This is a genomic window from Burkholderia sp. 22PA0106 (assembly GCF_047497155.1).
GTDB lineage: Bacteria > Pseudomonadota > Gammaproteobacteria > Burkholderiales > Burkholderiaceae > Burkholderia.
This window is the reverse complement of record NZ_CP163163.1, coordinates 3,410,235-3,434,201: the sequence shown is the minus strand read 5'-3', so window position 1 is coordinate 3,434,201 and position 23,967 is coordinate 3,410,235. Positions and strand designations below refer to the sequence as shown.

Below are 23,967 nucleotides of genomic sequence, written 5' to 3'. Positions count from 1 at the left end.
CATGCATTCCCATCCCGAACTCGCGGATACGCTGATCGTCGATGCCGTGCTGATCGACGGCACCGGCGCGCCGCCCGCGCAGCGCGACGTGGCGATCCGCGACGGCCGCATCGTGGCGATCGGCAATTTGTCGAGCTGGCTGGCCGAGGACGTGATCGAAGCGAACGGCCGCGTGCTCGCGCCGGGCTTCGTCGACGTCCACACGCACGACGACACGCACGTGATCCGCGCGCCGCAGATGCTGCCGAAGATCTCGCAGGGCGTGACGACGGTGGTGGTCGGCAATTGCGGGATCAGCGCGTCGCCGGTGGCGCTGCGCGGCGATCCGCCCGATCCGATGAACCTGCTCGGCGATCGCGAGGCGTTTCGATATCCGACCTTCGCGGCCTATGCCGAGGCCGTCGACCAGGCGCAGCCGGCCGTCAACGTGGCCGCGCTGGTGGGCCACACGGCGCTGCGCAACAATCAGATGGACCGGCTCGACCGCGCGGCCAGCGGCGAGGAAATCGCCGCGATGCGCGTGCAGCTCGAGGAGGCGCTGCTGAACGGCGCGCTCGGCCTGAGTTCGGGCCTCGCTTACGGCTCGGCGTTCGCCGCGCCGGTGGAGGAAGTCATGGCGCTGGCCGAGCCGCTCGCGCTGGCCGGCGCGCTGTACACCACGCACATGCGCACCGAATTCGACGCGATCCTCGACGCGATGGAGGAGGCGTATCGCGTCGGCCGCCATGCGCGCGTGCCGGTGGTGATTTCGCATCTGAAGTGCGCCGGGCCGTCGAACTGGGGGCGCAGCGCCGAGGTGCTGGCCTCGCTCGACCGGGCGCGCCGCATCCAGCCGGTCGGCTGCGACTGCTATCCGTACAGCCGCAGCTCGTCGACGCTCGACCTCAAGCAGGTCACCGGCGACATCGAGATCACCATCACCTGGTCCGAGCCGCATCCCGAAATGGCCGGCAAGAAGATCGCCGCGATCGCCGCCGAATGGGGCATCCCCGAGCAGGACGCGGCGCGCCGCCTGCAGCCGGCCGGCGCGGTGTATCACAACATGTCCGAGGACGATGTGCGCCGGATCCTGTCGCATCCGTCGACGATGGTCGGCTCCGACGGCCTGCCCAACGATCCGCTGCCGCATCCGCGGCTCTGGGGCGCATTCCCGCGCGTGCTCGGCCATTACGCGCGCGACGAGAAGCTGCTGCCGCTGGAGGAAGCGGTGCGCAAGATGACCTCGCTGGCGGCGCGCCGCCTCGGTCTCGACAAGCGCGGCGAGGTGCAGATCGGCTATCACGCCGATCTGGTGCTGTTCGATCCGGTGACCGTGATCGACGTCGCCTCGTTCGAAGCGCCGCAGCAACCGGCGCGCGGCATCGACGCCGTGTGGGTCAACGGCGTGCTGTCCTGGCGCGATGGCGCGCCCACCGGCGCGCGCGCCGGCCGCTTCGTGAAGCGCGGCACGCGCGCGCTCAGCGACGCGGCGTTCTGAACCACCGAATCCGGCCGGGCGCGCCGCTGCCAGCGGGCGGCGCCCGGCCGAACCGAAATGGCCGGCGCGTTGCGTGCGCCGGGCGAACCGGCCGCGCGGCGAACGCGCGGCCCGAACCAGCAAACCGAAGGAGAAAACGATGAAGCGTTACGGTGTGGGCGATGCGAAGGGAACCGGCGGCCAGGTGATGCCGTTCGCGAAGGCGGTGGAGGCCGACGGCTGGCTGTACGTGTCGGGCCAGACGCCGATGGTCAACGGCGAGGTGGTGGAAGGCGGCATCGTCACGCAGTCGAAGCAGACGATCGAGAACGTGATCGCGATCCTCAAGGAAGCGGGCTACGGCCTCGAACACGTCGTGCGCTGCGGCGTGTGGCTCGACGACGCGCGCGATTTCGCGTCGTTCAACAAGGTGTTCATCTCGTACTTCGGCGAGCATCCGCCGGCACGCGCCTGCGTGCAGTCGAGCATGGTCATCGACTGCAAGGTCGAGGTGGATTGCATCGCCTACAAGCCGCCCTTCAAGTAAGCCGGGCAGCATGAGAAAACGCGGCGGCGCGGGCCTCGAAGGCTCGCGCCGCCGCGTTTTGTATGGGGGCTCGCTTACTGGCGCGCGGTGCGCGCATTGTCGGGCATCGGCTGGTTGAAGTTGGTGCGGAACGGGTTGATGTCGAGGCCGCCGCGGCGCGTGTAGCGCGCGTACACGGCCAGCTTCACCGGGCGGCATTCGCGCAGGATGTCGACGAAGATCCGCTCGACGCATTGCTCGTGAAAGCCGGTGTGATTGCGGAACGAGATCAGGTAGCGCAGCAGCCCGGCCTGATCGATCGGCGCGCCCACGTAATGCACCTGCACGCTGCCCCAGTCGGGCTGGCCCGTGACCGGGCAGTTCGACTTGAGCAGGTCCGATACCAGCGTTTCCTCCACCGGCGATTCGTCGTGCGAGGCCGACAGCAGCGACGGGTCCGGATGGTAGATGTCGGTATCGAGATCGAGGCGGTCGAGCGACTGGCCGTCGAGTTCCTCGAGCTTCAGCTTGGCGAACGCCGACGGCGAGGCCAGTTGCACCGACACGGTCGCGCCGCAGGCGGCCGACACGTCGCGCTTGAGCGTGTCGCGCACGGCGTCGACCGAGTCGAACGCCGTTTGCGCGAACGAGCCGAGGTAGAGCTTGAACGATTTCGATTCGACGATGTTCGGCGATTCGGCCGGCACGTAGAACGTGGCCACGGCGATCTGCGGCTTGCCGCGCGCGTTGACCCACGACAGTTCGTAGGCGTTCCAGATGTCGGTGCCGAAGAACGGCAGCGCCGCGCCGATGCCGATCTGCTCGCGCGCGCCGGCACGCGGGATCGGAAACAGCAGCGAGGCGTCGTAGGCGGTGGTGTAGGCCGAAGCCTTGCCGAGGGGGGAGTGTTCGGGAGTCATCGATCGTCTCGCGGCGGTCAGGCCAGGAACAGCCGGTAGGCCGGGTTCGCGGTTTCTTCGTGGGAGGGATAGCCGAGCGTGGCCAGGAAGCGGTCGAACGCTTCGTGATCGGCGGCCGGCACCTGCAGGCCGACCAGGATCGAGCTGGTGTCGGCGCCCTGGTTGCGATAATGGAACAGGCTGATGTTCCAGTTCGGCGCCATCGCCGACAGGAACTTCATCAGCGCGCCCGGCCGCTCGGGGAATTCGAAGCGGAACAGCCGCTCGTCGTGCGACAGCGGCGAACGGCCGCCGACCATGTAGCGGATGTGGTCCTTCGACAGTTCGTCGCCGGTCAGGTCGGCGGTGACGAAGCCGTGCGCGTCGAAGTTGGCGGCGATCTCGGCCGATTCGCCGCGGCGGCGCGTCTGCACGCCCACGAAAATGTGCGCCGAGCGTGCGTCGGCAATCCGGTAATTGAATTCGGTCACGCTGCGCTCGCCCACCAGCTCGCAAAAGCGCCGGAAGCTGCCGCGTTCTTCGGGAATCGTCACGGCGAACACCGCTTCGCGCGCCTCGCCCACCTCGGCGCGTTCGGCCACGAAGCGCATGCGGTCGAAGTTCATGTTCGCGCCCGAGGTGATCGCCACCAGCGTTTCGCCTTCGATGCCGGCCTGCTCGGCATAGCGCTTGGCGCCCGCCACGGCCAGCGCGCCGGCCGGCTCCAGCACGCTGCGGGTGTCCTGGAACACGTCCTTGATCGCGGCGCACAGCGCGTCGGTATCCACGGTGATCACGTCGTCTAGCAGTTCGCGGCACAGCCGGAACGTTTCCTCGCCGACCAGCTTGACCGCCGTGCCGTCCGAGAACAGGCCGACTTCGGCTAGCGTCACGCGCTCGCCGGCGCGGATCGACTGCGCCATCGCGCAGGAATCGTCGGTCTGCACGCCGATCACGCGGATTTCGGGACGGATCGCCTTCACGTAAGCGGCAACGCCGGCCGCCAGACCGCCGCCGCCGATCGGCACGAAGATCGCGTGGATCGGCCCCTGATGCTGGCGCAGCACTTCCATCGCCACCGTGCCCTGGCCGGCGATCACATACGGATCGTCGAACGGGTGCACGAAGGTCAGGCCGCGTTCGTTCTGCACCTGCACGGCGTGCGCGTAGGCGTCGCTGTACGATTCGCCGAACTGGATCACCTCGACGGTCGCGCCGCCGTGGGCGCGCACCGCATCGACCTTGACCTGCGGGGTGGTGACCGGCACCACGATCACGGCCTTCACGCCGAGCCGGGCCGCCGAAAACGCCACGCCCTGCGCATGATTGCCGGCCGAGGCCGTGATCACGCCGCGCTCGCGCGCTTCGGTCGACAGATGCGCCATGCGGTTGTAGGCGCCGCGCAGCTTGAACGAGAACACCGGCTGGTTGTCCTCGCGCTTGAGGAATACGCGGTTGTGCACGCGGGCGGACAGGTTGCGGGCCGGTTCGAGAGCGGTTTCGACCGCCACGTCGTAGACGCGGGCGGTGAGGATTTTCTTCAGGTAGTCGTGAGCAGCCATGACGGTCGCGCGGGTATCGGCCGGCGCGGCAAAAGCGGGGAAAGTCGGGATTTTAGCCCCAACCCCGCTCGGGCGGGCCTGTGAGCCTCACGACCGACCGGACGGGTGGGCAATTCCCGGCCCGCGCCGCCGGGCCGGGAATTGCGGCCGATTCGGGCGTCCACGCTCGCGCCGATCATGGGTTAGAATTCCGTTTTGAATCAAGGATCGGAAGATGAAAAGGCAGTATCGGACCGCCCATTTGAAGCCGTCTCCGCGGGCAGCCTGTCCCTCGGCGGCTCGGCACGCGCACTGCGCGCGATCGTGCTGATGGCTCCGAGTGCCGCCAGGTATCGGCCGGCCGGGGCCTAGCGTACAGACGCTTGGCACGGGCCCCGCGCATAGTTGCTAGCCTGGTAACAGAAGATTTTCCCCAGATCCGCGCTCCACGCGCATGCCTCAGCCGTGCCCAGACCGCACGGCCGGCCCTCCGACTCGTCCGAACATGAACGCACCACAAGTTTTCGATCCGCATGGCGCGGCAATCGCCGTCGCAGCCGACCTGACGCCGCGTCTGCGCGAAATCCCGTACAACTACACGTCGTTCTCCGACCGTGAGATCGTCATCCGCCTGCTCGGCGAGGACGCCTGGTCGGCGCTCGCCGACCTGCGCGGCGAGCGCCGCACCGGCCGCTCGGCGCGGATGCTGTACGAAGTGCTCGGCGACATCTGGGTGGTGCGCCGCAATCCTTACCTGCAGGACGACCTGCTCGACAACCCGAAGCGCCGCCAGATGCTGATCGACGCGCTCGGCCACCGCCTGGCCGAGATCGACAAGCGCCGTCAGGCCGACCTGTCCGAGCACGGCGACGAAGCGGCCCGCGAGCGTGCCTCGCGCGTCGCGATGCTGACGGTCGCCGCGCGCGGCGCGGTCGACGCGTTCGCGCGCGAGTTCGAGCAGATGGCCGACCTGCGCCGCCGCGCCACCAAGGCGCTGGGCCGCTGCACGCAGAAGGACAACATCCGCTTCGACGGCCTCGCGCGCGTTTCCCACGTGACCGACGCCACCGATTGGCGCGTCGAATATCCGTTCGTGATCCTCACGCCCGACACCGAAGCCGAAATCGCCGGGATGGTGAAGGCCTGCTTCGAACTCGGCCTGACCGTGATCCCGCGCGGGGGCGGCACCGGCTACACGGGCGGGGCCGTGCCGCTCACGCCGTTCTCGGCCGTGATCAACACCGAAAAGCTCGAACAACTGGGTGCGGTCGAGCAGACCGAACTGCCGGGCGTCGCGCACAAGGTGGCCACCATCTTCTCGGGTGCCGGCGTCGTCACGCGTCGCGTGACCGAGGCAGCCGAGGCGGCCGGCTACGTGTTCGCGGTCGATCCGACCTCGCTCGATGCATCCTGCGTCGGCGGCAACGTCGCGATGAACGCCGGTGGCAAGAAGGCCGTGCTGTGGGGCACCGCGCTCGACAACCTGGCCTGGTGGCGGATGGTCGACCCGGACGGCAACTGGCTCGAAGTCACGCGCCACGATCACAACCAGGGCAAGATCCACGACATCGCCGTGGCCCGCTTCGAACTGAAGTGGTTCGACGGCGCGTATGCGCCGGGCGAGAAGCTGCTGCGCAGCGAAATGCTTGAGATCGAAGGCAAGCGCTTCCGCAAGGAAGGCCTCGGCAAGGACGTCACCGACAAATTCCTGGCCGGCCTGCCGGGCGTGCAGAAGGAAGGCTGCGACGGCCTGATCACGTCGGCGCGCTGGATATTGCACAAGATGCCGGCCCATACGCGCACGGTCTGCCTCGAATTCTTCGGCCAGGCGCGCGAAGCGATTCCGAGCATCGTCGAAATCAAGGATTACCTGTTCGAAACGTCGAAGCAGGGCGGCGCGATCCTGGCCGGCCTGGAGCATCTCGACGAACGCTACCTGCGCGCGGTCGGCTACGCCACCAAGAGCAAGCGCAACGCGTTCCCGAAGATGGTGCTGATCGGCGACATCGTCGGCGACGACGCCGACGCGGTGGCGGCCGCCACCTCGGAGGTGGTTCGCATGGCCAACGGCAAGAGCGGCGAGGGCTTCGTGGCCGTCAGCGCCGAGGCGCGCAAGCGCTTCTGGCTCGACCGCAGCCGTACCGCCGCGATCGCGAAGCACACCAACGCGTTCAAGATCAACGAAGACGTGGTGATCCCGCTCAACCGCATGGGCGAGTACACCGATGCGATCGAGCGCATCAACATCGAGCTGTCGCTGAAGAACAAGCTGCAAATTCTCGATGCGCTCGAAGCGCTCTTCCGTACCGGCGACCTGCCGCTCGGCAAGAGCGACGACGCCAACGAGATCCCCAGCGCCGAACTGCTCGAGGATCGCGTGCAACAGGCGCTCGACCTGTTCAAGCAGGTGCGCTCGCGCTGGGAATTCCTGCGCGACCGGCTCGACATGCCGCTGCGCGAGGCCCAGCACTACCTCGTGCAACTGGGTTATGAAAAGCTTGGCGACACCTTCGCCGCGCGCGCCGACGCCCAGCCCGACGCCAACGTGTTCCACGTCACGCAGGATCGCACCGTGCGCGTGTCGTGGAAGCAGGAGCTGCGCGCCGAACTGCGCAACATCTTCAACGGCGGCGCGTTCAAGCCGATCCTCGACGAAGCGCAGGCGATCCACAAGCGCGTGCTGCGCGGGCGCGTGTTCGTCGCGCTGCACATGCACGCGGGCGACGGCAACGTCCACACCAACCTGCCGGTCAACTCGGATAATTACGAGATGCTGCAGGACGCCCATGCGGCGGTCGCGCGCATCATGGACATCGCGCGCTCGCTCGACGGCGTGATTTCCGGCGAGCACGGCATCGGCATCACCAAGCTCGAATTCCTGACCGACGACGAGCTGAAGGATTTCCGCGCCTACAAGCAGCGCGTCGATCCGCACGACCGCTTCAACAAGGGCAAGCTGATGCAGGGCGCGGATCTGCGCAACGCGTACACGCCGAGCTTCGGGCTGATGGGCTATGAATCGCTGATCATGCAGCAGTCCGACATCGGCGCGATCGCCGAATCGGTCAAGGATTGCTTGCGCTGCGGCAAGTGCAAGCCGGTGTGCGCGACCCACGTGCCGCGCGCGAACCTGCTCTACAGCCCGCGCAACAAGATCCTCGCCACCTCGCTGCTGGTCGAGGCGTTCCTGTACGAGGAGCAGACGCGCCGCGGCGTGTCGATCAAGCACTGGGACGAGTTCAACGACGTGGCCGACCACTGCACGGTCTGCCACAAGTGCGTCACGCCGTGCCCGGTCAAGATCGACTTCGGCGACGTGACGATGAACATGCGCAACCTGCTGCGCAAGATGGGCAAAAAGAAGTTCAATCCGGGCCAGGCCGCCGGCATGTTCTTCCTGAACGCCACCAATCCGCAAACCATCAACGCCGCGCGCGGCGTGATGATGGGCGTCGGCTACAAGGCGCAGCGCTTCGCCAACGACGTGCTCAAGAAGGTCACGAAGAAGCAGACGGCGCGCCCGCCCGCCACCACCGGCAAGCCGCCGATGGTGGAGCAGGTGATCCACTTCGTGAACAAGAAGATGCCGGGCAACCTGCCGAAGAAGACGGCGCGCGCGTTGCTCGACATCGAAGACAACAAGATCGTGCCGATCATCCGCAACCCCAAGACCACCACGGTCGATTCGGAAGCGGTGTTCTACTTCCCGGGCTGCGGTTCCGAGCGGCTGTTCTCGCAGGTTGGCCTGGCCACGCAGGCGATGCTGTGGGAAACGGGCGTGCAGACCGTGCTGCCGCCGGGCTACCTGTGCTGCGGCTATCCGCAGCGCGGTTCGGGCCAGTACGACAAGGCCGAGCAGATCGTCACCGACAACCGCGTGCTGTTCCACCGCATGGCCAACACGCTGAACTACCTCGACATCAAGACGGTGGTGGTGTCGTGCGGCACCTGCTACGACCAGTTGGCCGGCTATGAATTCGAGAAGATCTTCCCGGGCTGCCGGATCATCGACATCCACGAATTCCTGCTCGAAAAGGGCATGAAGCTCGAAGGCGTGGCCGGCACGCGCTACATGTATCACGACCCGTGCCATACGCCGATCAAGACGATGGACCCGGTCAAGCTCGTCAACGAATTGATGGGCGCCGAGAACGACGGCTACACGATCACCAAGAACGACCGCTGCTGCGGCGAATCGGGCACGCTGGCCGTGACGCGGCCGGACATTTCGACGCAGATCCGTTTCCGCAAGGAAGAAGAGATCCGCAAGGGTGCGGCGCGCCTGCGCAACATCCCGGTGGTGTCGGGCGACGACGTGAGCGCCGCTGCCGCGGCGCCTGCGCCGGCCGGCGAGACGCAGGTCAAGATCCTGACCAGCTGCCCGTCGTGCCTGCAAGGCCTGTCGCGCTACAACGAGGACGCCAACATCGAATCCGATTACATCGTCGTCGAAATCGCCCGCAACGTGCTCGGCGAGAACTGGATGGCCGACTACGTGAGCCACGCGAACAACGGCGGCATCGAGCGGGTCCTGGTGTAAAGTCGGGGCGTCCGATCAGCAAGGAACTGACGATGGATTGCGTATTCTGCCGGGAAGACGGCGGCGAGCTGTTGTGGAAGGACGATGCGCTGCGCGTCGTGCTGGCGTCCGGCGAAACCGATTACCCCGGGTTTTGCCGTGTGATCTGGCACGCGCATGTCGCCGAGTTCTCCGATCTCACCGCGGCCGAGCGCGCACACCTGATGCTCGTGGTTGCGGCGGTCGAGCGCGCGGTGCGGCGTGTGATGCAGCCCACCAAGGTCAATCTGGCGAGCCTCGGCAATCAGGTGCCGCACCAGCACTGGCACGTGATTCCGCGCTTCTCGAACGATGCGCACTTTCCGCAGCCGGTGTGGGCGCCGCGCCAGCGCTCGGTGTCGGACGCGCTGCTGCGCTTGCGCACGGCGCAGGCCACGCTGCTGCACAATGCGGTGCACGAGGAAATCGAACAGGTTTTGAACGCGAGGGATTCATGAGCGGCTTGACGCCGACCACGCCGGTACCGTCCGGCGTCGTCGTGCACGCGGTATCGCGCGTGCTCGAATTGCAGTATCCGAATGGCGACAGCTACCGCATCCCATTCGAATTGATGCGCGTGTTTTCGCCGTCGGCGGAAGTGCGCGGGCACGGCCCCGGCCAGGAAACGCTGCAAACCGGCAAGCGCACCGTGACGATCACGGCGCTCGAAGGCGTGGGCAACTACGCGTTGCAGCCGACCTTCTCGGACGGCCATTCCACCGGCATCTATTCGTGGGATCTGCTGTACGAGCTGGCCACGCACCAGGACGCGCTCTGGCGCGAGTATTTCGACAAGTTGCAGGCGGCGGGCGTCGAACGCGATGCCCCGATGCCGCAGGCAGGCGCCTCGCGCGGCCACTGCCACTGACCATCACCGACTGAACCGACGGCGCCGCATCCGGCGCCGTCTTGCCATTTCCAGAGGATTCACGCGATGAGCAAAACCCATTTCGGCTTCGAAACCGTCGACGAGGGCGACAAGGCGAAAAAGGTGGCGGGGGTGTTCCACTCGGTCGCGAGCAACTACGACCTGATGAACGACCTGATGTCGGCCGGCATGCACCGCGCCTGGAAGGCGTTCACGATCGCGCAGGCGAACGTGCGCCCCGGCCACAAGGTGCTCGATATCGCCGCCGGCACGGGTGACCTGACCAAGGCGTTCGCGAAGGCGGCCGGCCCGACCGGCGAAGTCTGGCATACCGACATCAACGAATCGATGCTGCGCGTGGGCCGCGACCGCCTGCTCGACAAGGGCGTGGTGACGCCGTCGTTGCTGTGCGACGCCGAGAAAATTCCGTTTCCGGACAACCACTTCGATCTGGTGACGGTCGCCTTCGGGTTGCGCAACATGACGCACAAGGACGCCGCGCTGGCCGAGATGCGCCGTGTGGCGAAGCCGGGCGGCCGCGTGATGGTGCTGGAATTCTCGAAAGTCTGGGAGCCGTTGAAAAAAGCCTATGACGTGTATTCTTTCAAAGTATTACCGTGGCTTGGCGACAAGTTCGCGAAAGATGCTGAAAGTTACCGGTATCTTGCTGAATCTATCCGGATGCACCCGGATCAAGACACCCTGAAGACGATGATGGAACAGGCCGGCCTCGATGCTGTCAAATATTACAATTTGTCAGGTGGCGTGGTAGCGTTACACCTGGGAACCAAGTATTAAGGGGTTCTATCCATACAATTGTCTTTCAATCTGGAGATGGTGATGTCTGATTCCCGTTCGTTCAACAACCGCAGCAAGCAGCCGGGGCCGTGGGCACGACGGATCGGCACGCTGTTCATGGTCGGCCTGCTGATGGCCGGCACATTCGCGTCGCTCGATGCCGAAGCCCGGCGGATGGGCGGCGGGCGCAGCATGGGTCGCCAATCCCAGATGGTCCAGCAACGTCAGGCCACGCCGCCGGCGCAGCAGCCGATGCAACAGGCCGCGCCGGCCCAGCGCGGCGCGCAGCCGGCTCCGGCCGCGCAGCCGAACCGCTCGCGCTGGCTCGGGCCGATCGCCGGCCTGGCCGCCGGCCTCGGCATCGCGGCGCTGCTGTCGCACTTCGGCCTGGGCGGCGCGTTCGCCAGCATGATGGCGAACGTGATCATCATCGCGCTGCTCGCCTTCATCGGTATCTGGATCGTGCGCAAGATCATGAATCGCAACCGCAAGCCGGAACCGGCCTACGCGGGCGCGGGTTCGTCGATGAACCGCGGTGGCTACGACACCGGTTCCTCGAATGCGAGCGGCGGCCAAGCGAGCCCGAGCTATTCGGCACAGCCGCAACCGGCTTCGTCGAGCAGCTATGCGAACGAGGCGGCCGGCGTGTTCGGCGGTGCGTCGGCAGGCGCGGCAGCGGGCGCGATGGCGGCACCGTCGGTGCCGGCCGGTTTCGACACCGAAGCGTTCGTGCGCAATGCCAAGGTCTACTTCATTCGCCTGCAGGCGGCCTGGGACGAAGGCAACATGGCCGACATCCGCGAATTCACCACGCCGGAAATGTTCGCCGAGGTGAAGGTCGATCTGTCCTCGCGCGGTGCGGGCAAGAACCAGACGGATGTGGTGCAGCTCGATGCCGAATTGCTCAGTGCCGAGCAGAACGGCAGCCAGTCCGAAGCCAGCGTGCGCTTCCACGGCCTGATTCGCGAATCGGCCAACGCCGGTCCGGAGCCGTTCGAGGAAGTGTGGAACCTGACGAAATCGGGCAACGAAGGCTGGCTGTTGGCCGGTATCCAGCAGATCAACCTGCACTGAGCGCCGCGGATTCCCGGCTTCGCTCGATCCGGCGCGAAGCTGGAGCGGGGCAGAGCCGATCCGACGTTACAATAGAAACCCGCGTGGGCACCCTGCCTGCGCGGGTTTTTTTACTCAGTCCGATGACCTTTGCCGCCAAGTCTGTCGCTGCTGCTGTCAACCATCTGCTCGCCCGCGAATCCTGGGCGCGCGATCGCCTGATTCCCTACGCAGGGAAAACCGCCAGACTTGAATTTTCCCCCGTCACGCTCGTGCTGCTGGTGCAGCCCGACGGGTATTTCGCGGCCGTCGAGGCGCACGAGGCGCCGCAGGTCGATGTTTCGATCGCGCTCGGTGGCGCGCAGCGCTCGCCGTTCGATGCTGTCACGGCCTTCGTGCAGGGCGGCCAAGCCGCCGTCATGAAGCACGTCAAGCTCGAAGGCGATGCCGAATTCGCCACGCAACTGGCCAAGCTCGCCGAACATCTGCGTTGGGAGCCCGAAGAAGATCTCGCGCGCGTGGTGGGCGACGCGGCCGCCTACCGGATCGCCACGCTGGTGCGCTCGGCGGCCGATCAGGCCCGCCGTACCGGCCGCAATCTGCTCGGCTCGCTGACCGAATATTTCCTCGACGAGGATCCCCAGGTCGTGCGGCGTGCCGCGCTGACCGAATTCGATGCCGAACTGGCGCGGGCCCGCGATGCGCTGGCCCGTGTCGAGAAGCGGGTCGAACGACTCGAACAAGGATTGGGCGCACGGGCGGGCAACAGCTCGCGCGGCGCGCACTGAAGGACCGTCACGCATGCGCATTTTTCGTTTCATCAAAATCGTCTACACGCTGATCCGTTTCGGTCTCGACGAGGTCATGCTGTCGCGCATCGACGATCGCCGCGTCAAGCTGCTGTTGCGCATCACCACCATCGGCCGCCGCTTCTCCGACCCGCCCGCGGTGCGCCTGCGACACGCGCTCGAAAGCCTCGGGCCGATCTTCGTCAAGTTCGGACAGGTGCTGTCCACGCGGCGCGACCTGCTGCCGCCCGATTTCGCGATCGAGCTGGCGCGGCTGCAGGATCAGGTGCCGCCGTTCGATTCGGCGCTGGCCATGTCGCTGGTCGAGAAATCGCTCGGCGCGCCGATCAGCGCGGTGTTCGACGAATTCGATCCGGTGCCGATCGCGAGCGCGTCGATCGCCCAGGTCCATTTCGCCAAGCTGAAGGAAGGCGAGCACGCCGGCAAGGAAGTGGCTGTCAAGGTGCTGCGGCCGAACATGCTGCCGGTGATCGATTCCGACATGGCGCTGCTGCGCGACATCGCGATCTGGGCCGAGCGGCTCTGGCCCGATGGCCGGCGCCTCAAGCCGCGCGAGGTGGTGGCCGAATTCGACAAGTATTTGCACGACGAACTCGACCTGATGCGCGAGGCCGCCAACGGCAGCCAGTTGCGCCGCAATTTCGCCGGGCTCGACCTGCTGCTGGTGCCCGAGATGTTCTGGGATTACAGCTCGAACTCGGTGCTCGTGATGGAGCGCATGAACGGCGTGCCGATCAGCCAGGTCGAGGTGCTGCGCGCGGCCGGCGTCGATATTCCGAAGCTGGCGCGCGAAGGCGTGGAGATCTTCTTCACGCAGGTGTTCCGCGACGGCTTTTTCCACGCCGACATGCACCCGGGCAACATCTTCGTGAGCCTCGATCCGAAGCAGCTCGGCCGGTACATCGCGCTCGATTTCGGCATCGTCGGCGCGCTGTCCGATTTCGACAAGAACTATCTCGCGCAGAATTTCCTCGCGTTCTTCAAGCGCGACTATCACCGTGTCGCCACGTTGCATCTCGAATCGGGCTGGGTGCCGCCCAATACGCGCGTCGAGGAGCTGGAAAGCGCGATTCGCGCCGTCTGCGAGCCGTATTTCGATCGCGCGCTGAAGGACATCTCGCTCGGCCAGGTGCTGATGCGCCTGTTCTCCACCTCGCGCCGCTTCAACGTCGAGATCCAGCCGCAATTGGTGCTGCTGCAGAAAACCATGCTGAACGTCGAGGGCCTGGGCCGCTCGCTGGACCCGGAACTCGATCTCTGGAAGACTGCGAAGCCGTATCTGGAGCGCTGGATGACCGAGCAGATCGGGCTGCGCGGCTGGTACGAGCGCTTCAAGGTCGAGGCGCCGCAGTGGAGCAAGACGCTGCCGCAATTGCCGCGCCTGATCCATCACGCGCTGTCCGAGCGGCACGATTCGCCGCGCTCGGCCAATGACGAACTGATGCAGCAGATCCTGCTCGAGCAGAAGCGCACCAACCGGCTGTTGCAGGCGCTGCTCGTGTTCGGCATCGCAGTGGGCGTCGGCGCGATCGCTGCACGCGTGCTGATTCTGCTGGCGGCCGGCGCCTGACGCGCGGCCGGCACGGCGTCCGATGCCACGGAGCGATCCGGGCTTTCGGATATAATTCAAGGTTTTGCAAGACGTTTCTAGTTTCCGCGGGAAAAGATCATGCCGATTTACGCCTACCGTTGCGATGCGTGCGGTTTCGCGAAGGACGTGCTCCAGAAGATGAGCGACGCGCCGTTGTCCGTGTGCCCTGAGTGCGGGAAGGATGCTTTCCGCAAGCAGGTCACGGCCGCCGGCTTCCAATTGAAGGGTTCGGGCTGGTACGTGACCGACTTCCGGGGCGGCTCGGGCGGCGCCAGCGCGCCGGCTGCCGGCGCGGCAAGCGGCGAGTCGTCGGGCAGCGGCGAGGCGGCCAAGCCGGCCGACGGCGCGGCGGCTCCTGCAGCGGCGCCCGCCGCTGCAGCGCCCTCCGGGGCCGCGAGCGCGGCCCCGGCCAGCGCCGCGCCGGCTGCCTCCAGCGACACCTGATCATCCGCCGCCCGGCCCGGGTGGCGGCCAGTTCGTGCCGGCAGCGGCGCGCTTTACCTGACGGCAGATGATGAAGAAGACGACCCTCAAAACCGTATTCCTGACCGGCCTGCTGGTTCTCGTCCCGCTCGCGATCACGCTGTGGGTGCTCGGGTCGGTGATCGGCATCATGGATCAGACGCTGCTGCTGCTGCCGGAATCGTGGCAACCCGAGCGTCTGCTCGGCTTCCACCTGCCGGGCATCGGCGCGGTGCTGACGCTGGCGTTCATCTTCGTCGTCGGTCTGGCCACGCAGAACTTCATCGGCCAGAAGCTCGTCACCTGGTGGAACGCCGTGGTGCGTCACATCCCGGTGGTCGGGCCGATCTACACCAGCGTCAAGCAGGTGTCGGACACGCTGCTGTCGAGCAGCGGCAATGCGTTCCGCAAGGCGCTGCTGATCGAGTACCCGCGGCGCGGCTCCTACACGATCGCGTTTCTGACCGGTGCGCCGGGCGGCGACGTGGTCAATCACCTGAAGGAAGAGTACGTGAGCGTCTACGTGCCGACCACGCCGAACCCCACGTCCGGCTTCTTCCTGATGGTGCCGAAAAGCGAAGTCGTCGAACTCGACATGTCGGTCGACGCCGCGCTGAAGTACATCGTCTCGATGGGTGTCGTCGCGCCGGCGGTGCCCGTGCCCGCACCCGCGCGTCCGCCCGTCGAACCTCCGCTGTAATGCCTGGGCGCGCGTTGCGCCCCGTTGATCAAACCGAACGAAAGCAAACATCATGTCGATGCGAACTGAATACTGCGGTCTCGTGACCGAACACCTGCTGGGTCAAACCGTGTCGCTGTGCGGCTGGGTGCATCGCCGCCGCGATCACGGCGGTGTGATCTTCATCGACCTGCGCGATCGCGAAGGCCTCGTGCAGGTGGTGTGCGATCCGGATCGCGCGGAGATGTTCGCGGCGGCCGAAGGCGTGCGCAACGAGTTCTGTATTCAGATCAAGGGCCTCGTGCGCGGCCGTCCGGACGGCACGATCAACGCCGGCCTCAAGAGCGGCAAGATCGAGGTGCTGTGCCAGGAACTGACGGTGCTGAACCCGTCGATCACGCCCCCGTTCCAGCTCGACGACGACAACCTGTCGGAAACCACGCGCCTGACGCATCGCGTGCTCGACCTGCGCCGCCCGCACATGCAGAACAACCTGCGCCTGCGCTACCGCGTGGCGATCGAAGTGCGCAAGTACCTCGATGCGCAAGGCTTCATCGACATCGAAACGCCGATGCTGACCAAGAGCACGCCGGAAGGCGCGCGCGACTACCTGGTGCCGTCGCGTACCAACGCCGGCCAGTTCTTCGCGCTGCCGCAGTCGCCGCAGTTGTTCAAGCAGTTGCTGATGGTTGCGAACTTCGATCGTTACTACCAGATCACCAAGTGCTTCCGCGACGAAGACCTCCGTGCCGACCGCCAGCCCGAGTTCACGCAGATCGACTGCGAAACCTCGTTCCTCGGCGAGCAGGAAATCCGCGATCTGTTCGAGGAAATGATCCGTCACGTCTTCAAGACGACGATCGGCGCCGAACTGGCCGCCACGTTCCCGGTCATGCCGTATTCGGAAGCGATGGCGCGTTTCGGCTCGGACAAGCCTGACCTGCGCGTGAAGCTCGAATTCACCGAGCTGACCGACGCGATGAAGGACGTCGACTTCAAGGTGTTCAGCGCACCGGCCAACACGAAGGACGGCCGCGTCGCGGCGCTGCGCGTGCCGAAGGGCAGCGAACTGACGCGCGGCGACATCGACGGCTACACCGAATTCGTGCGCATCTACGGCGCGAAGGGCCTGGCCTGGATCAAGGTCAATGAAAAGGCCAAGGGCCGCGACGGCCTGCAAAGCCCGATCGTCAAGAACCTGCACGACGCCTCGATCGCCGCGATCCTCGAGCGCACCGGCGCGCAGGACGGCGACATCATCTTCTTTGCGGCCGACCGCGCGAAGGTCGTCAACGACAGCCTCGGCGCGCTGCGCCTGAAGATCGGCCATTCGGAATTCGGCAAGGCCAACGGCCTCCTCGAATCAGGCTGGAAACCGCTGTGGGTGGTCGATTTCCCGATGTTCGAGTACGACGAGGACGATGCGCGCTACGTGGCCGCTCACCACCCGTTCACGAGCCCGAAGGACGAGCACCTCGAATACCTCGAAACCGACCCGGGCCGCTGCCTGGCGAAGGCCTACGACATGGTGCTGAACGGCTGGGAAATCGGCGGCGGTTCGGTGCGGATCTTCCAGGAAGCGGTGCAGAGCAAGGTGTTCCGCGCACTGAAGATCGGCCCGGAAGAAGCGCAGGCGAAGTTCGGCTTCCTGCTCGACGCGCTGCAATACGGCGCGCCGCCGCATGGCGGTATCGCGTTCGGCCTGGACCGCATCGTCACGATGATGGCCGGCGCCGATTCGATCCGTGACGTGATCGCATTCCCGAAGACCCAGCGCGCGCAGGATCTGCTGACGCAGGCGCCGAGCCCGGTCGACGAGCGTCAACTGAAGGAACTGCATATCCGTCTGCGCCAGCCGGAACAGCCGAAGGCCTGAGTGCCGTGCGCCGCGTGAAGCGCGGCGCCGCAAGACAAAAACCCCTGCCGGTGGTAACGCCGGCAGGGGTTTTTTACTGCTGCCGCCGATTGTCCTTGTCGATTGCTGCGAGCCGGGCGCGGGCGCTCAGGCGAGCGCGAGAAAGCGCGCCAGACACGGGTTGCGGTTCGACGGCGACCACACCAGTGCCTGCTCGATGGTCGGCGCATCGACCAGCGGGCGAAACACCACGCCGGCCCATTGCGCGCGCTGCATCGAGGCAGGCACCAGCGCCACGCCCACGCCTTCGTCCACCAGCCCCAGCACGGTCTGCTGCAACTGAACCTCGAGGCGGATGTTCGGCTCGAAGCCGCCCAGTTGCCGGCAGTGATCGACGATCGCCGCGCGCAGCGTGGGCGACACGATCTCGACGGCCGCCACGAACGGCTCGTCGGCGAGTTCGGCGATCCGCAGCTTGCGCGCCCGGGCGCGCGGATGGTCGCGCGACAGCGCGACGCACAGCGGTTCGGTCACCACCGTGCGCCGTTCGAGGCCCGCGAGCGGCGAGCCGGGGAACAGGATGGCGGCGTCGATATGACCGTTCAGCACCTGTTCGGCCAGATCGTTCGAGACGGTTTCGCGCAGGTGCAGCGCCACCTCGGGCCAGGCCGCGCCGAATTCGCGCGCGTAGCGCGGCACCACGCTGTAGGCGGCGCACATCGTGAAGCCGATCGTCAGCTTGCCGGCCGCGCCCGAGGCTGCGGCACGCGCGTGATGCGCGGCGCGCTCGATCGACGCGAGGATCGCCTTCGCGTCGTCGCGGAAGCGCTCGCCGGCCGGCGTCAGCGTAACGCCGCGCGGCCCGCGCTCGACCAGCGTGACGCCGAGCGAGGCTTCGAGCGCCGCGATCTGGCGCGACAGCGGTGGCTGAGACAGGTTCAGCCGTGTCGCGGCGCGGCCGAAATGGCCGGTTTCGGCGAGCACGACGAAGTAACGAAGCGGCTTGATATCGATCACGATGCAAAAAAGGTATGGAATCGACCTAAAAATCGCATTGGATTGTATCAAGTTGGCGAGTTACCCTCGCGGCTTTCCGGCCCGCCGGGCGCCGTCGTGTGCCCGTGTCGCGTTGTGTGCCGGCCAGTTTTCGTTTTTCTCGTCGAGTCTTGCCGTGTTCGCCACGCTGCCCATCCTGCTTCCCATCTTTGCGTTGATTCTCGCCGGCTTCCTGTGCCGTCGGCGTGGCCTGCTCGGCCCGACCGCCGCGTCGGAATTGAACCGCTTCGTCGTCTGGCTCGCGCTGCCGGCGCTGCTGTTCGACGTGATGGCGCATGCGACCTGGGCGCAGCTCGACCAGCCACGCTTCATCGCCGCGTTCTCGATTGCCTGCGCGGCTTTGTTCCTCGTGGTGCTGGCGGTGCGGCTCTGGCGCGGCCGGCCGCTCGCCGACGCCAGCGTCGACGCGATCGCGGCTGCCTATCCGAACACCGGCTACATCGGTTTTCCTCTGTGCCTGCTGGTGTTCGGTCCGGCCAGCCTGATGCCGACCACGATCGCCACGATCATCGTTGCCTGCGTGTTGTTCGGCTTCGCGATCGTGCTGATCGAGGTGGGCCTGCAAAGCGAGCGCGCGCCGCACCGGCTCGCGCTGAAGGTGCTCGGTTCGCTCGGTCGCAACCCGCTGATCGTGTCGCCGATCGTCGGCGCGCTCGTGTCGGCCGCGCATGTCGTGCCGCCGGCCAGCGTCGAGACGTTCCTCAAGCTGCTCGGCGGCGCGGCCAGCCCGTGCGCGCTGGTGAGCCTCGGGCTGTTCCTCGCCGAGAAGCGGCCGGCGCACGGCGTGCTGCCCGACGCCTTGCTGCTGACCGTGATCAAGCTGGTGGGGCAGCCGGCGCTGACCTGGTGGCTCGCCGCGCGCGTGTTCGATCTGCCGCCGGTGCTGGTGTCGATGTCGGTGGTGCTGGCGGCGCTGCCGACCGGCACCGGGCCGTTCATGTTGGCCGAGTTTTATCGGCGCGAGCCGCAGGTGACCTCGCGCACGATCCTGTTCTCGACGATCGCATCGATCGTCACGCTGACGGTGCTGCTGACGGTCGTGCCGCGCGCATAAACCGGTGCATAAGCGAGCGCATAAGCGAATGCATCAGCCGGGCGAAGAAACGGACGTCTGACCGGCCACGCAAGCGGATACGGCGCGTCACGTCGGCGGCTTGCCGATGCCTCCCGGTCAGCCCCGCCGCCCGTGCGATACGACGGCGCCTGGCCGTCGCGCCGGGCGCCTTCGACACGCGCCGGCCACCGTTTTGCGGTACAGTCTGCCGGTTCCGAAGCCCCGCCTGGCCGCCGCCCGTACTCGACGCGCGTTGGCCGAAGCCCCGCAAGTCATGACGAAGCCGCCGAAAATCCCCGAATCCGTTCTGGTCGTGATCCACACCGCCGCGCTCGACGTGCTGATCATCAAGCGCGCCGATCAACCCGGTTTCTGGCAGTCGGTGACGGGCGCGAAAGACTGGCTCGACGAGCCGCTCGGCGCCACCGCCGCGCGAGAGGTAGGCGAGGAGACGGGCATCGTGGTCGGCAGCGCCGCCGTGCCGGCCGAGGCGCTCTACGATTGGCGCCACCAGATCGACTACGCGATCTATCCGCACTATCTCCACCGCTACGCGCCGGGCGTCACGCGCAACACCGAGCACTGGTTCAGCCTCGAAGTGCCGGCCGGGATTGCCGTCACGCTGTCGCCGCGCGAGCACACCGACTACGTCTGGCTGCCGTATCGCGAGGCGGCCGAGCGCTGCTACTCGCCGTCCAACGCCGAAGCGATCCTGCAGTTGCCCGAGCGCCTCGCGGCGCGCGAGGCATGAGCGGCAGCCAACGGCTGCGTCTGGCCCAGTTGCGGGACCTGTTCCTGCAGGAGCGCGGCTCGTCGTCGCGGCTCGCGTTCTCGTCCGGCAACACCGTCACGCTCTGCACGGGCGGCGCAGAATTTTTCCCGCTGCTGGTGCGCCGTATCGATGCCGCCTCGCAGTCGGTATTGCTCGAAACCTATATCTTTTGCGACGATCCTGCCGGTCGCCTGGTGTCCGACGCGCTGCTGCGCGCCGCCGCGCGCGGCGTGCACGTGCGCGTGATCACCGACGGCATCGGCACGGCGCGCCTGCCGCTGTTCGAGCAATGGGCCGAGGCCGGCATCGAGCACCGGATCTACAACCGTTACCTGTTCGGCCGCTTCGGCTTCTCGCGGACGCACCGCAAGCTGGCCTGCGTCGACGATGCCTACGTGTTCTGCGGCGGCATCAACATCGTCGACGACTTCGACCAGAACGGCGAGACGTTGCCGTTCGCGCGCTGGGATTTCGCCGTGGAACTGGCCGGGCCGGCCGTGGCCGACATCCGCGCCGCGTTCGAGGTGCAGTGGTACCGCGTGCGGATGGGCCACAAGCGCTACGCGCAATACGCGCCGCCGGTGGTGACCAGCGAGGCGTTCGCGGCCCGCTTCCGGCGCTGGATGCGCAGCCACCGCTGGATCAAGGCGGGGGCGCTGCGCCATATCACCGAGCCGAGCGTCGCGTTCGTGGCGCGCGACAACGTGCTGAACCGGCGCGCGATCGAGAAGGCCTACCTCGCCGCGATCGGCCGTGCGCGGCAATCGGTGGTGCTGGCGAACCCGTATTTCATGCCCGGCCGCAAGCTGCGGCGGGCGCTGACCAACGCCGCGCGGCGCGGCATCGAGGTGCGCGTGCTGATTGGGCGCAAGGAATTTGCCGCGCTCGATACCGCGGTGCCGTTCCTTTATCATGCGTTGTTGCGCGCCGGCGTGCGAGTGGCCGAGTACGACAAGACCATGCTGCACGGCAAGGTGGCGGTGGTCGACGACAACTGGGCCACGGTCGGTTCGTCGAATCTCGATGCATTGAGCCTGATGCTCAACAACGAAGCGAACGTGGTGCTGGTGAAGCACGACGACGAGATCCGCGCGCTGCGCGAGGCGATCGATGCGGCCTTTGCCGACGGTCGTGAAATCGATCCGGCCCGATTTGCGGCGCGCCCGGTGGGCGAGCGGATGTTGAACTGGCTGGCGTACAACGCGTACCGCTGGTCGATGAAGCTGCTGACGGTGGGCAGCTACGACTAGCCGCCGCCGGCCATCGCGCCGCCGCCAGGCCCGTTCGTTGCGTGACGGGCGGCTTACAGTGCGGGCGTCGGCAAGCCTCCGGCAGGGGCGGACAAGCCCTGCTTCCGGTTCCGCCCGAACCTGACAACAATAGCGGGGCGGTTAGACACCGGTTTCTAATTAATTCCTTGTTTGAACGACGGCCGCACTCAATAATAGTACGGCCGTTCGATTTTCTGGATCACCCGTGAACGGTTTAGACATCAAGCTTATGCGAAAAGGCGAACAGACGCGTGCCGCGATACTCGAAGCAGCTTTGGACCTCGCCAGCCGTGACGGGCTGGAAGGTCTGACGATCGGCCTGTTGGCCGAGCGCATGCAGATGAGCAAGAGCGGCGTGTTCGCGCATTTCGGATCGCGCGAGGACCTGCAGGTGGAGGTCGTGCGCGAGTATCACCGCCGCTTCGAGAGCGAGGTGTTCTTTCCGAGCCTGCGCGAGCCGCGTGGCCTGCCGCGTTTGCGTGCGATGCTGGCCCGCTGGATCGAGAAGCGCATCCAGGAAGTGACGACCGGATGCATCTACATCAGCGGCGCGGTGGAGTACGACGACCGGCCGGACAGCCTGGTGCGCGAGCAACTGATCGCGAGCGTGACGGCCTGGCGTGCGGCGCTGCTGCGCGCGATTTCGCAGGCGAAGGACGAAGGCCATCTGCGCCCGGATACCGATCCGGACGTGATGCTCTTCGAGTTGTACAGCTTCACGCTCGGCCTGCATCACGACGCCCGTTTCCTGCATCTGCCGGACGGTGTTCGCCTGACCTGGGCCGCGCTGGAAAAGACGATCGTTTCGTATCAGAGCGAGAGCCGGTAGCGGCGCAGTGACGCCGCGCGAGGCTCGAGCCATTGCCCTATCTTTGGAGAGAGTCATGGGACAGTACGTTGCCCCGCTGCGCGACATGCAATTCGTGCTGCACGAGTTGCTGAACGTCGAAGCCGAACTGAAGCAGATGCCGAAACACGCGGATCTCGACGCGGACACCATCAATCAGGTGCTCGAAGAGGCCGGCAAGTTCTGCGCCGAGGTGCTGTTCCCGCTCAACCAGGTGGGCGACCGCGAAGGCTGCAAATATGAAGGCGACGGCGTGGTCAAGACGCCGACCGGCTTCAAGGAAGCGTACGCGCAGTACATCGAGGCGGGCTGGCCCGCGCTCGGCTGCGATCCGGACTACGGCGGCCAGGGCCTGCCGGCGTTCGTGAACAACGCGCTCTACGAAATGATGAACTCCGCGAACCAGGCCTGGACCATGTACCCCGGCCTGTCGCACGGCGCCTACGAATGCCTGCATGCGCACGGCGCCCCCGAACTCCAGCAGCAATACCTGCCGAAACTCGTCTCGGGCGAATGGACCGGCACGATGTGCCTGACCGAGCCGCATTGCGGCACCGATCTCGGCATCCTGCGCTCGAAGGCCGAACCCACCAGCGACGGCGCCTACGTGATCTCCGGCACGAAAATCTTCATTTCGAGCGGCGAGCACGACATGTCGAAGAACATCGTCCACCTCGTGCTGGCGCGCCTGCCGGACGCCCCGCAGGGCACCAAGGGCATTTCGTTGTTCATCGTGCCGAAGTTCATCCCCGATGCGTCGGGCGAACCGGGCGAGCGCAACGGCATCAAGTGCGGCTCGATCGAGCACAAGATGGGCATCCACGGCAACGCCACCTGCGTGATGAACCTCGACAACGCGAAGGGCTGGCTCGTCGGCGAGCCGAACAAGGGCCTCAACGCGATGTTCGTGATGATGAACGCGGCGCGCCTCGGCGTGGGCATGCAGGGCCTGGGCCTGACCGAAATCGCCTATCAGAACTCGCTGACCTACGCGAAGGAACGCCTGCAGATGCGTTCGCTGACCGGCCCGAAGGCGCCCGAGAAGGCGGCCGATCCGATCATCGTCCACCCGGACGTGCGCCGCATGCTGCTCACGCAGAAGGCCTACGCCGAAGGCGCGCGCGCCTTCACGTACTGGTCGGCGCTGCAGATCGACAAGGAACTGTCGCACGGCGACGAAGCGGCCCGCAAGGAAGCCGCCGATCTGGTCGCGCTGCTCACGCCGATCATCAAGGCGTTCCTGACCGACAACGCGTTCGAGTGCACCAACCACGGCATGCAGATCTACGGCGGCCACGGCTTCATCGCCGAGTGGGGCATGGAGCAGTACGTGCGCGACGCCCGCATCAACATGATCTACGAAGGCACCAACTCGATTCAGGCGCTCGACTTGCTGGGCCGCAAGGTGCTCGGCGACATGGGCGCGAAGCTGAAGAAGTTCGGTGCGATCGTCGCCGAGTTCGTCGAAGCCGAAGGCGTCAAGCCGGAAATGGCCGAGTTCGTCAATCCGCTCGCCGACATCGGTGAAAAGCTGCAGAAGCTCACCATGGAAATCGGCATGAAGGCGATGCAGAACCCCGACGAAGTCGGCGCCGCCGCGGTGCCCTACCTGCGTACGGCCGGCCATCTGGTGTTCTCGTACTTCTGGGCGCGCATGGCGCGTCTCGCGCTCGACAAGGAAGCATCGGGCGATCCGTTCTACAAGTCGAAGCTGGCCACCGCGCGCTTCTACTTCGCGCGTCTGTTGCCCGAAACGGCAGCCACGATCCGCGCCGCGCGCGCCGGCTCGAAGACGCTGATGGAAGTCGACGAAGCGCTGTTCTGATGCCCGGCCCATGGCGGCGGCGCAAGTCATGCGCTGCCGCCATGGGC

General features: G+C 66.3%; 20 protein-coding genes. 17 read left to right on the top strand and 3 right to left on the bottom strand.

The features are described from left to right. Position 1 precedes the first annotated feature (1 nt). Together AB4850_RS30230 and AB4850_RS30225 are read left to right on the top strand one after the other, a co-directional pair. Positions 2-1,477: an N-acyl-D-amino-acid deacylase family protein gene (locus tag AB4850_RS30230; protein WP_414443080.1), complete on the top strand. Its 1,476-nt coding sequence runs from the start codon at positions 2-4 to the stop codon at positions 1,475-1,477. A gap of 139 nt (positions 1,478-1,616) precedes the next feature. Next, a complete protein-coding gene (locus AB4850_RS30225; protein ID WP_414443079.1) occupies positions 1,617-2,003 on the top strand; it encodes a RidA family protein in 387 nt (128 codons plus the stop codon). 74 nt (positions 2,004-2,077) lie between these two features. On the opposite strand, the gene queF is transcribed toward AB4850_RS30225, so the two are convergent. Together queF and ilvA are read right to left on the bottom strand one after the other, a co-directional pair. Then, positions 2,078-2,902, bottom strand: coding sequence for an NADPH-dependent 7-cyano-7-deazaguanine reductase QueF (gene queF / locus AB4850_RS30220; protein WP_414443078.1), 825 nt, complete (start codon positions 2,900-2,902; stop codon positions 2,078-2,080). Between the two features lie 17 nt (positions 2,903-2,919). Continuing rightward, positions 2,920-4,443, bottom strand: a complete 1,524-nt coding sequence (gene ilvA / locus AB4850_RS30215; RefSeq protein WP_414443077.1) for a threonine ammonia-lyase, biosynthetic — start codon at positions 4,441-4,443, stop codon at positions 2,920-2,922. A gap of 484 nt (positions 4,444-4,927) precedes the next feature. On the opposite strand from ilvA, the gene AB4850_RS30210 reads away from it, so the two are divergent. The 10 genes from AB4850_RS30210 to aspS all read left to right on the top strand — a co-directional run bounded on the left by AB4850_RS30210 (position 4,928) and on the right by aspS (position 17,116). Then, a complete protein-coding gene (locus tag AB4850_RS30210) occupies positions 4,928-8,962 on the top strand; it encodes a DUF3683 domain-containing protein (protein ID WP_414443076.1) in 4,035 nt (1,344 codons plus the stop codon). Positions 8,963-8,994: 32 nt separating this feature from the next. Continuing rightward, positions 8,995-9,438, top strand: coding sequence for an HIT family protein (locus AB4850_RS30205; RefSeq protein WP_414443075.1), 444 nt, complete (start codon positions 8,995-8,997; stop codon positions 9,436-9,438). Beyond that, positions 9,435-9,848, top strand: a complete 414-nt coding sequence (locus tag AB4850_RS30200) for a gamma-butyrobetaine hydroxylase-like domain-containing protein (protein ID WP_414443074.1) — start codon at positions 9,435-9,437, stop codon at positions 9,846-9,848. The genes AB4850_RS30205 and AB4850_RS30200 overlap by 4 nt, the downstream gene beginning before the upstream one ends. A gap of 66 nt (positions 9,849-9,914) precedes the next feature. After that, a complete protein-coding gene (gene ubiE, locus AB4850_RS30195; protein WP_414443073.1) occupies positions 9,915-10,646 on the top strand; it encodes a bifunctional demethylmenaquinone methyltransferase/2-methoxy-6-polyprenyl-1,4-benzoquinol methylase UbiE in 732 nt (243 codons plus the stop codon). Positions 10,647-10,688: 42 nt separating this feature from the next. Continuing rightward, complete coding sequence (locus AB4850_RS30190; RefSeq protein ID WP_414443072.1) at positions 10,689-11,720, top strand: TIM44-like domain-containing protein; 1,032 nt, start codon at positions 10,689-10,691, stop codon at positions 11,718-11,720. A 122-nt stretch (positions 11,721-11,842) separates the two neighbouring features. Further along, positions 11,843-12,487, top strand: coding sequence for an SCP2 domain-containing protein (locus tag AB4850_RS30185; RefSeq protein WP_414443071.1), 645 nt, complete (start codon positions 11,843-11,845; stop codon positions 12,485-12,487). A 13-nt stretch (positions 12,488-12,500) separates the two neighbouring features. Beyond that, entirely contained in the window at positions 12,501-14,078 is a 1,578-nt protein-coding gene (gene ubiB, locus AB4850_RS30180) for a ubiquinone biosynthesis regulatory protein kinase UbiB (RefSeq protein WP_414443070.1), read from the top strand. A gap of 99 nt (positions 14,079-14,177) precedes the next feature. Beyond that, positions 14,178-14,543, top strand: a complete 366-nt coding sequence (locus tag AB4850_RS30175) for an FmdB family zinc ribbon protein (protein ID WP_414443069.1) — start codon at positions 14,178-14,180, stop codon at positions 14,541-14,543. Between the two features lie 67 nt (positions 14,544-14,610). After that, a complete protein-coding gene (locus tag AB4850_RS30170; RefSeq protein WP_414443068.1) occupies positions 14,611-15,261 on the top strand; it encodes a DUF502 domain-containing protein in 651 nt (216 codons plus the stop codon). Between the two features lie 52 nt (positions 15,262-15,313). After that, the gene (gene aspS / locus AB4850_RS30165; protein ID WP_414443067.1) at positions 15,314-17,116 is read left to right on the top strand and encodes an aspartate--tRNA ligase; all 1,803 of its coding nucleotides are present in this window, start codon (positions 15,314-15,316) and stop codon (positions 17,114-17,116) included. 126 nt (positions 17,117-17,242) lie between these two features. Here the strand turns inward: aspS and AB4850_RS30160 are convergent, their stop codons facing one another. Then, positions 17,243-18,112: a LysR family transcriptional regulator gene (locus tag AB4850_RS30160; protein ID WP_414443066.1), complete on the bottom strand. Its 870-nt coding sequence runs from the start codon at positions 18,110-18,112 to the stop codon at positions 17,243-17,245. Positions 18,113-18,266: 154 nt separating this feature from the next. On the opposite strand from AB4850_RS30160, the gene AB4850_RS30155 reads away from it, so the two are divergent. From AB4850_RS30155 to AB4850_RS30135, 5 genes are all read left to right on the top strand, one after another. Then, positions 18,267-19,205 carry an AEC family transporter gene (locus AB4850_RS30155; RefSeq protein ID WP_414443065.1) on the top strand — a complete coding sequence of 313 codons (939 nt, stop codon included), beginning with the start codon at positions 18,267-18,269 and terminating at the stop codon, positions 19,203-19,205. A gap of 274 nt (positions 19,206-19,479) precedes the next feature. Continuing rightward, entirely contained in the window at positions 19,480-19,956 is a 477-nt protein-coding gene (gene nudB, locus AB4850_RS30150) for a dihydroneopterin triphosphate diphosphatase (protein ID WP_414443064.1), read from the top strand. After that, entirely contained in the window at positions 19,953-21,227 is a 1,275-nt protein-coding gene (gene clsB, locus AB4850_RS30145) for a cardiolipin synthase ClsB (protein WP_414443063.1), read from the top strand. The genes nudB and clsB overlap by 4 nt, the downstream gene beginning before the upstream one ends. Before the next feature lie 250 nt (positions 21,228-21,477). Next, positions 21,478-22,077: a TetR/AcrR family transcriptional regulator gene (locus AB4850_RS30140; RefSeq protein ID WP_414443062.1), complete on the top strand. Its 600-nt coding sequence runs from the start codon at positions 21,478-21,480 to the stop codon at positions 22,075-22,077. 55 nt (positions 22,078-22,132) lie between these two features. Further along, on the top strand, positions 22,133-23,920 hold the full coding sequence (locus AB4850_RS30135) for an acyl-CoA dehydrogenase C-terminal domain-containing protein (RefSeq protein ID WP_414443061.1): 1,788 nt from the start codon (positions 22,133-22,135) through the stop codon (positions 23,918-23,920). The last annotated feature ends 47 nt before the right edge of the window (positions 23,921-23,967 follow it).

Bases quoted from the DNA above. Each gene is read 5' to 3' on its own strand.
- nudB (WP_414443064.1), top strand. From the start codon at position 19,480: ATGACGAAGCCGCCGAAAATCCCCGAATCCGTTCTGGTCGTGATCCAC.
- AB4850_RS30170 (WP_414443068.1), top strand. From the start codon at position 14,611: ATGATGAAGAAGACGACCCTCAAAACCGTATTCCTGACCGGCCTGCTG.
- AB4850_RS30205 (WP_414443075.1), top strand. From the start codon at position 8,995: ATGGATTGCGTATTCTGCCGGGAAGACGGCGGCGAGCTGTTGTGGAAG.
- AB4850_RS30200 (WP_414443074.1), top strand. From the start codon at position 9,435: ATGAGCGGCTTGACGCCGACCACGCCGGTACCGTCCGGCGTCGTCGTG.
- AB4850_RS30135 (WP_414443061.1), top strand. From the start codon at position 22,133: ATGGGACAGTACGTTGCCCCGCTGCGCGACATGCAATTCGTGCTGCAC.
- ubiE (WP_414443073.1), top strand. From the start codon at position 9,915: ATGAGCAAAACCCATTTCGGCTTCGAAACCGTCGACGAGGGCGACAAG.
- AB4850_RS30185 (WP_414443071.1), top strand. From the start codon at position 11,843: ATGACCTTTGCCGCCAAGTCTGTCGCTGCTGCTGTCAACCATCTGCTC.
- AB4850_RS30190 (WP_414443072.1), top strand. From the start codon at position 10,689: ATGTCTGATTCCCGTTCGTTCAACAACCGCAGCAAGCAGCCGGGGCCG.
- ilvA (WP_414443077.1), bottom strand. From the start codon at position 4,443: ATGGCTGCTCACGACTACCTGAAGAAAATCCTCACCGCCCGCGTCTAC.
- AB4850_RS30230 (WP_414443080.1), top strand. From the start codon at position 2: ATGCATTCCCATCCCGAACTCGCGGATACGCTGATCGTCGATGCCGTG.
- queF (WP_414443078.1), bottom strand. From the start codon at position 2,902: ATGACTCCCGAACACTCCCCCCTCGGCAAGGCTTCGGCCTACACCACC.
- AB4850_RS30140 (WP_414443062.1), top strand. From the start codon at position 21,478: ATGCGAAAAGGCGAACAGACGCGTGCCGCGATACTCGAAGCAGCTTTG.
- AB4850_RS30225 (WP_414443079.1), top strand. From the start codon at position 1,617: ATGAAGCGTTACGGTGTGGGCGATGCGAAGGGAACCGGCGGCCAGGTG.
- aspS (WP_414443067.1), top strand. From the start codon at position 15,314: ATGTCGATGCGAACTGAATACTGCGGTCTCGTGACCGAACACCTGCTG.
- ubiB (WP_414443070.1), top strand. From the start codon at position 12,501: ATGCGCATTTTTCGTTTCATCAAAATCGTCTACACGCTGATCCGTTTC.
- AB4850_RS30210 (WP_414443076.1), top strand. From the start codon at position 4,928: ATGAACGCACCACAAGTTTTCGATCCGCATGGCGCGGCAATCGCCGTC.
- AB4850_RS30175 (WP_414443069.1), top strand. From the start codon at position 14,178: ATGCCGATTTACGCCTACCGTTGCGATGCGTGCGGTTTCGCGAAGGAC.
- clsB (WP_414443063.1), top strand. From the start codon at position 19,953: ATGAGCGGCAGCCAACGGCTGCGTCTGGCCCAGTTGCGGGACCTGTTC.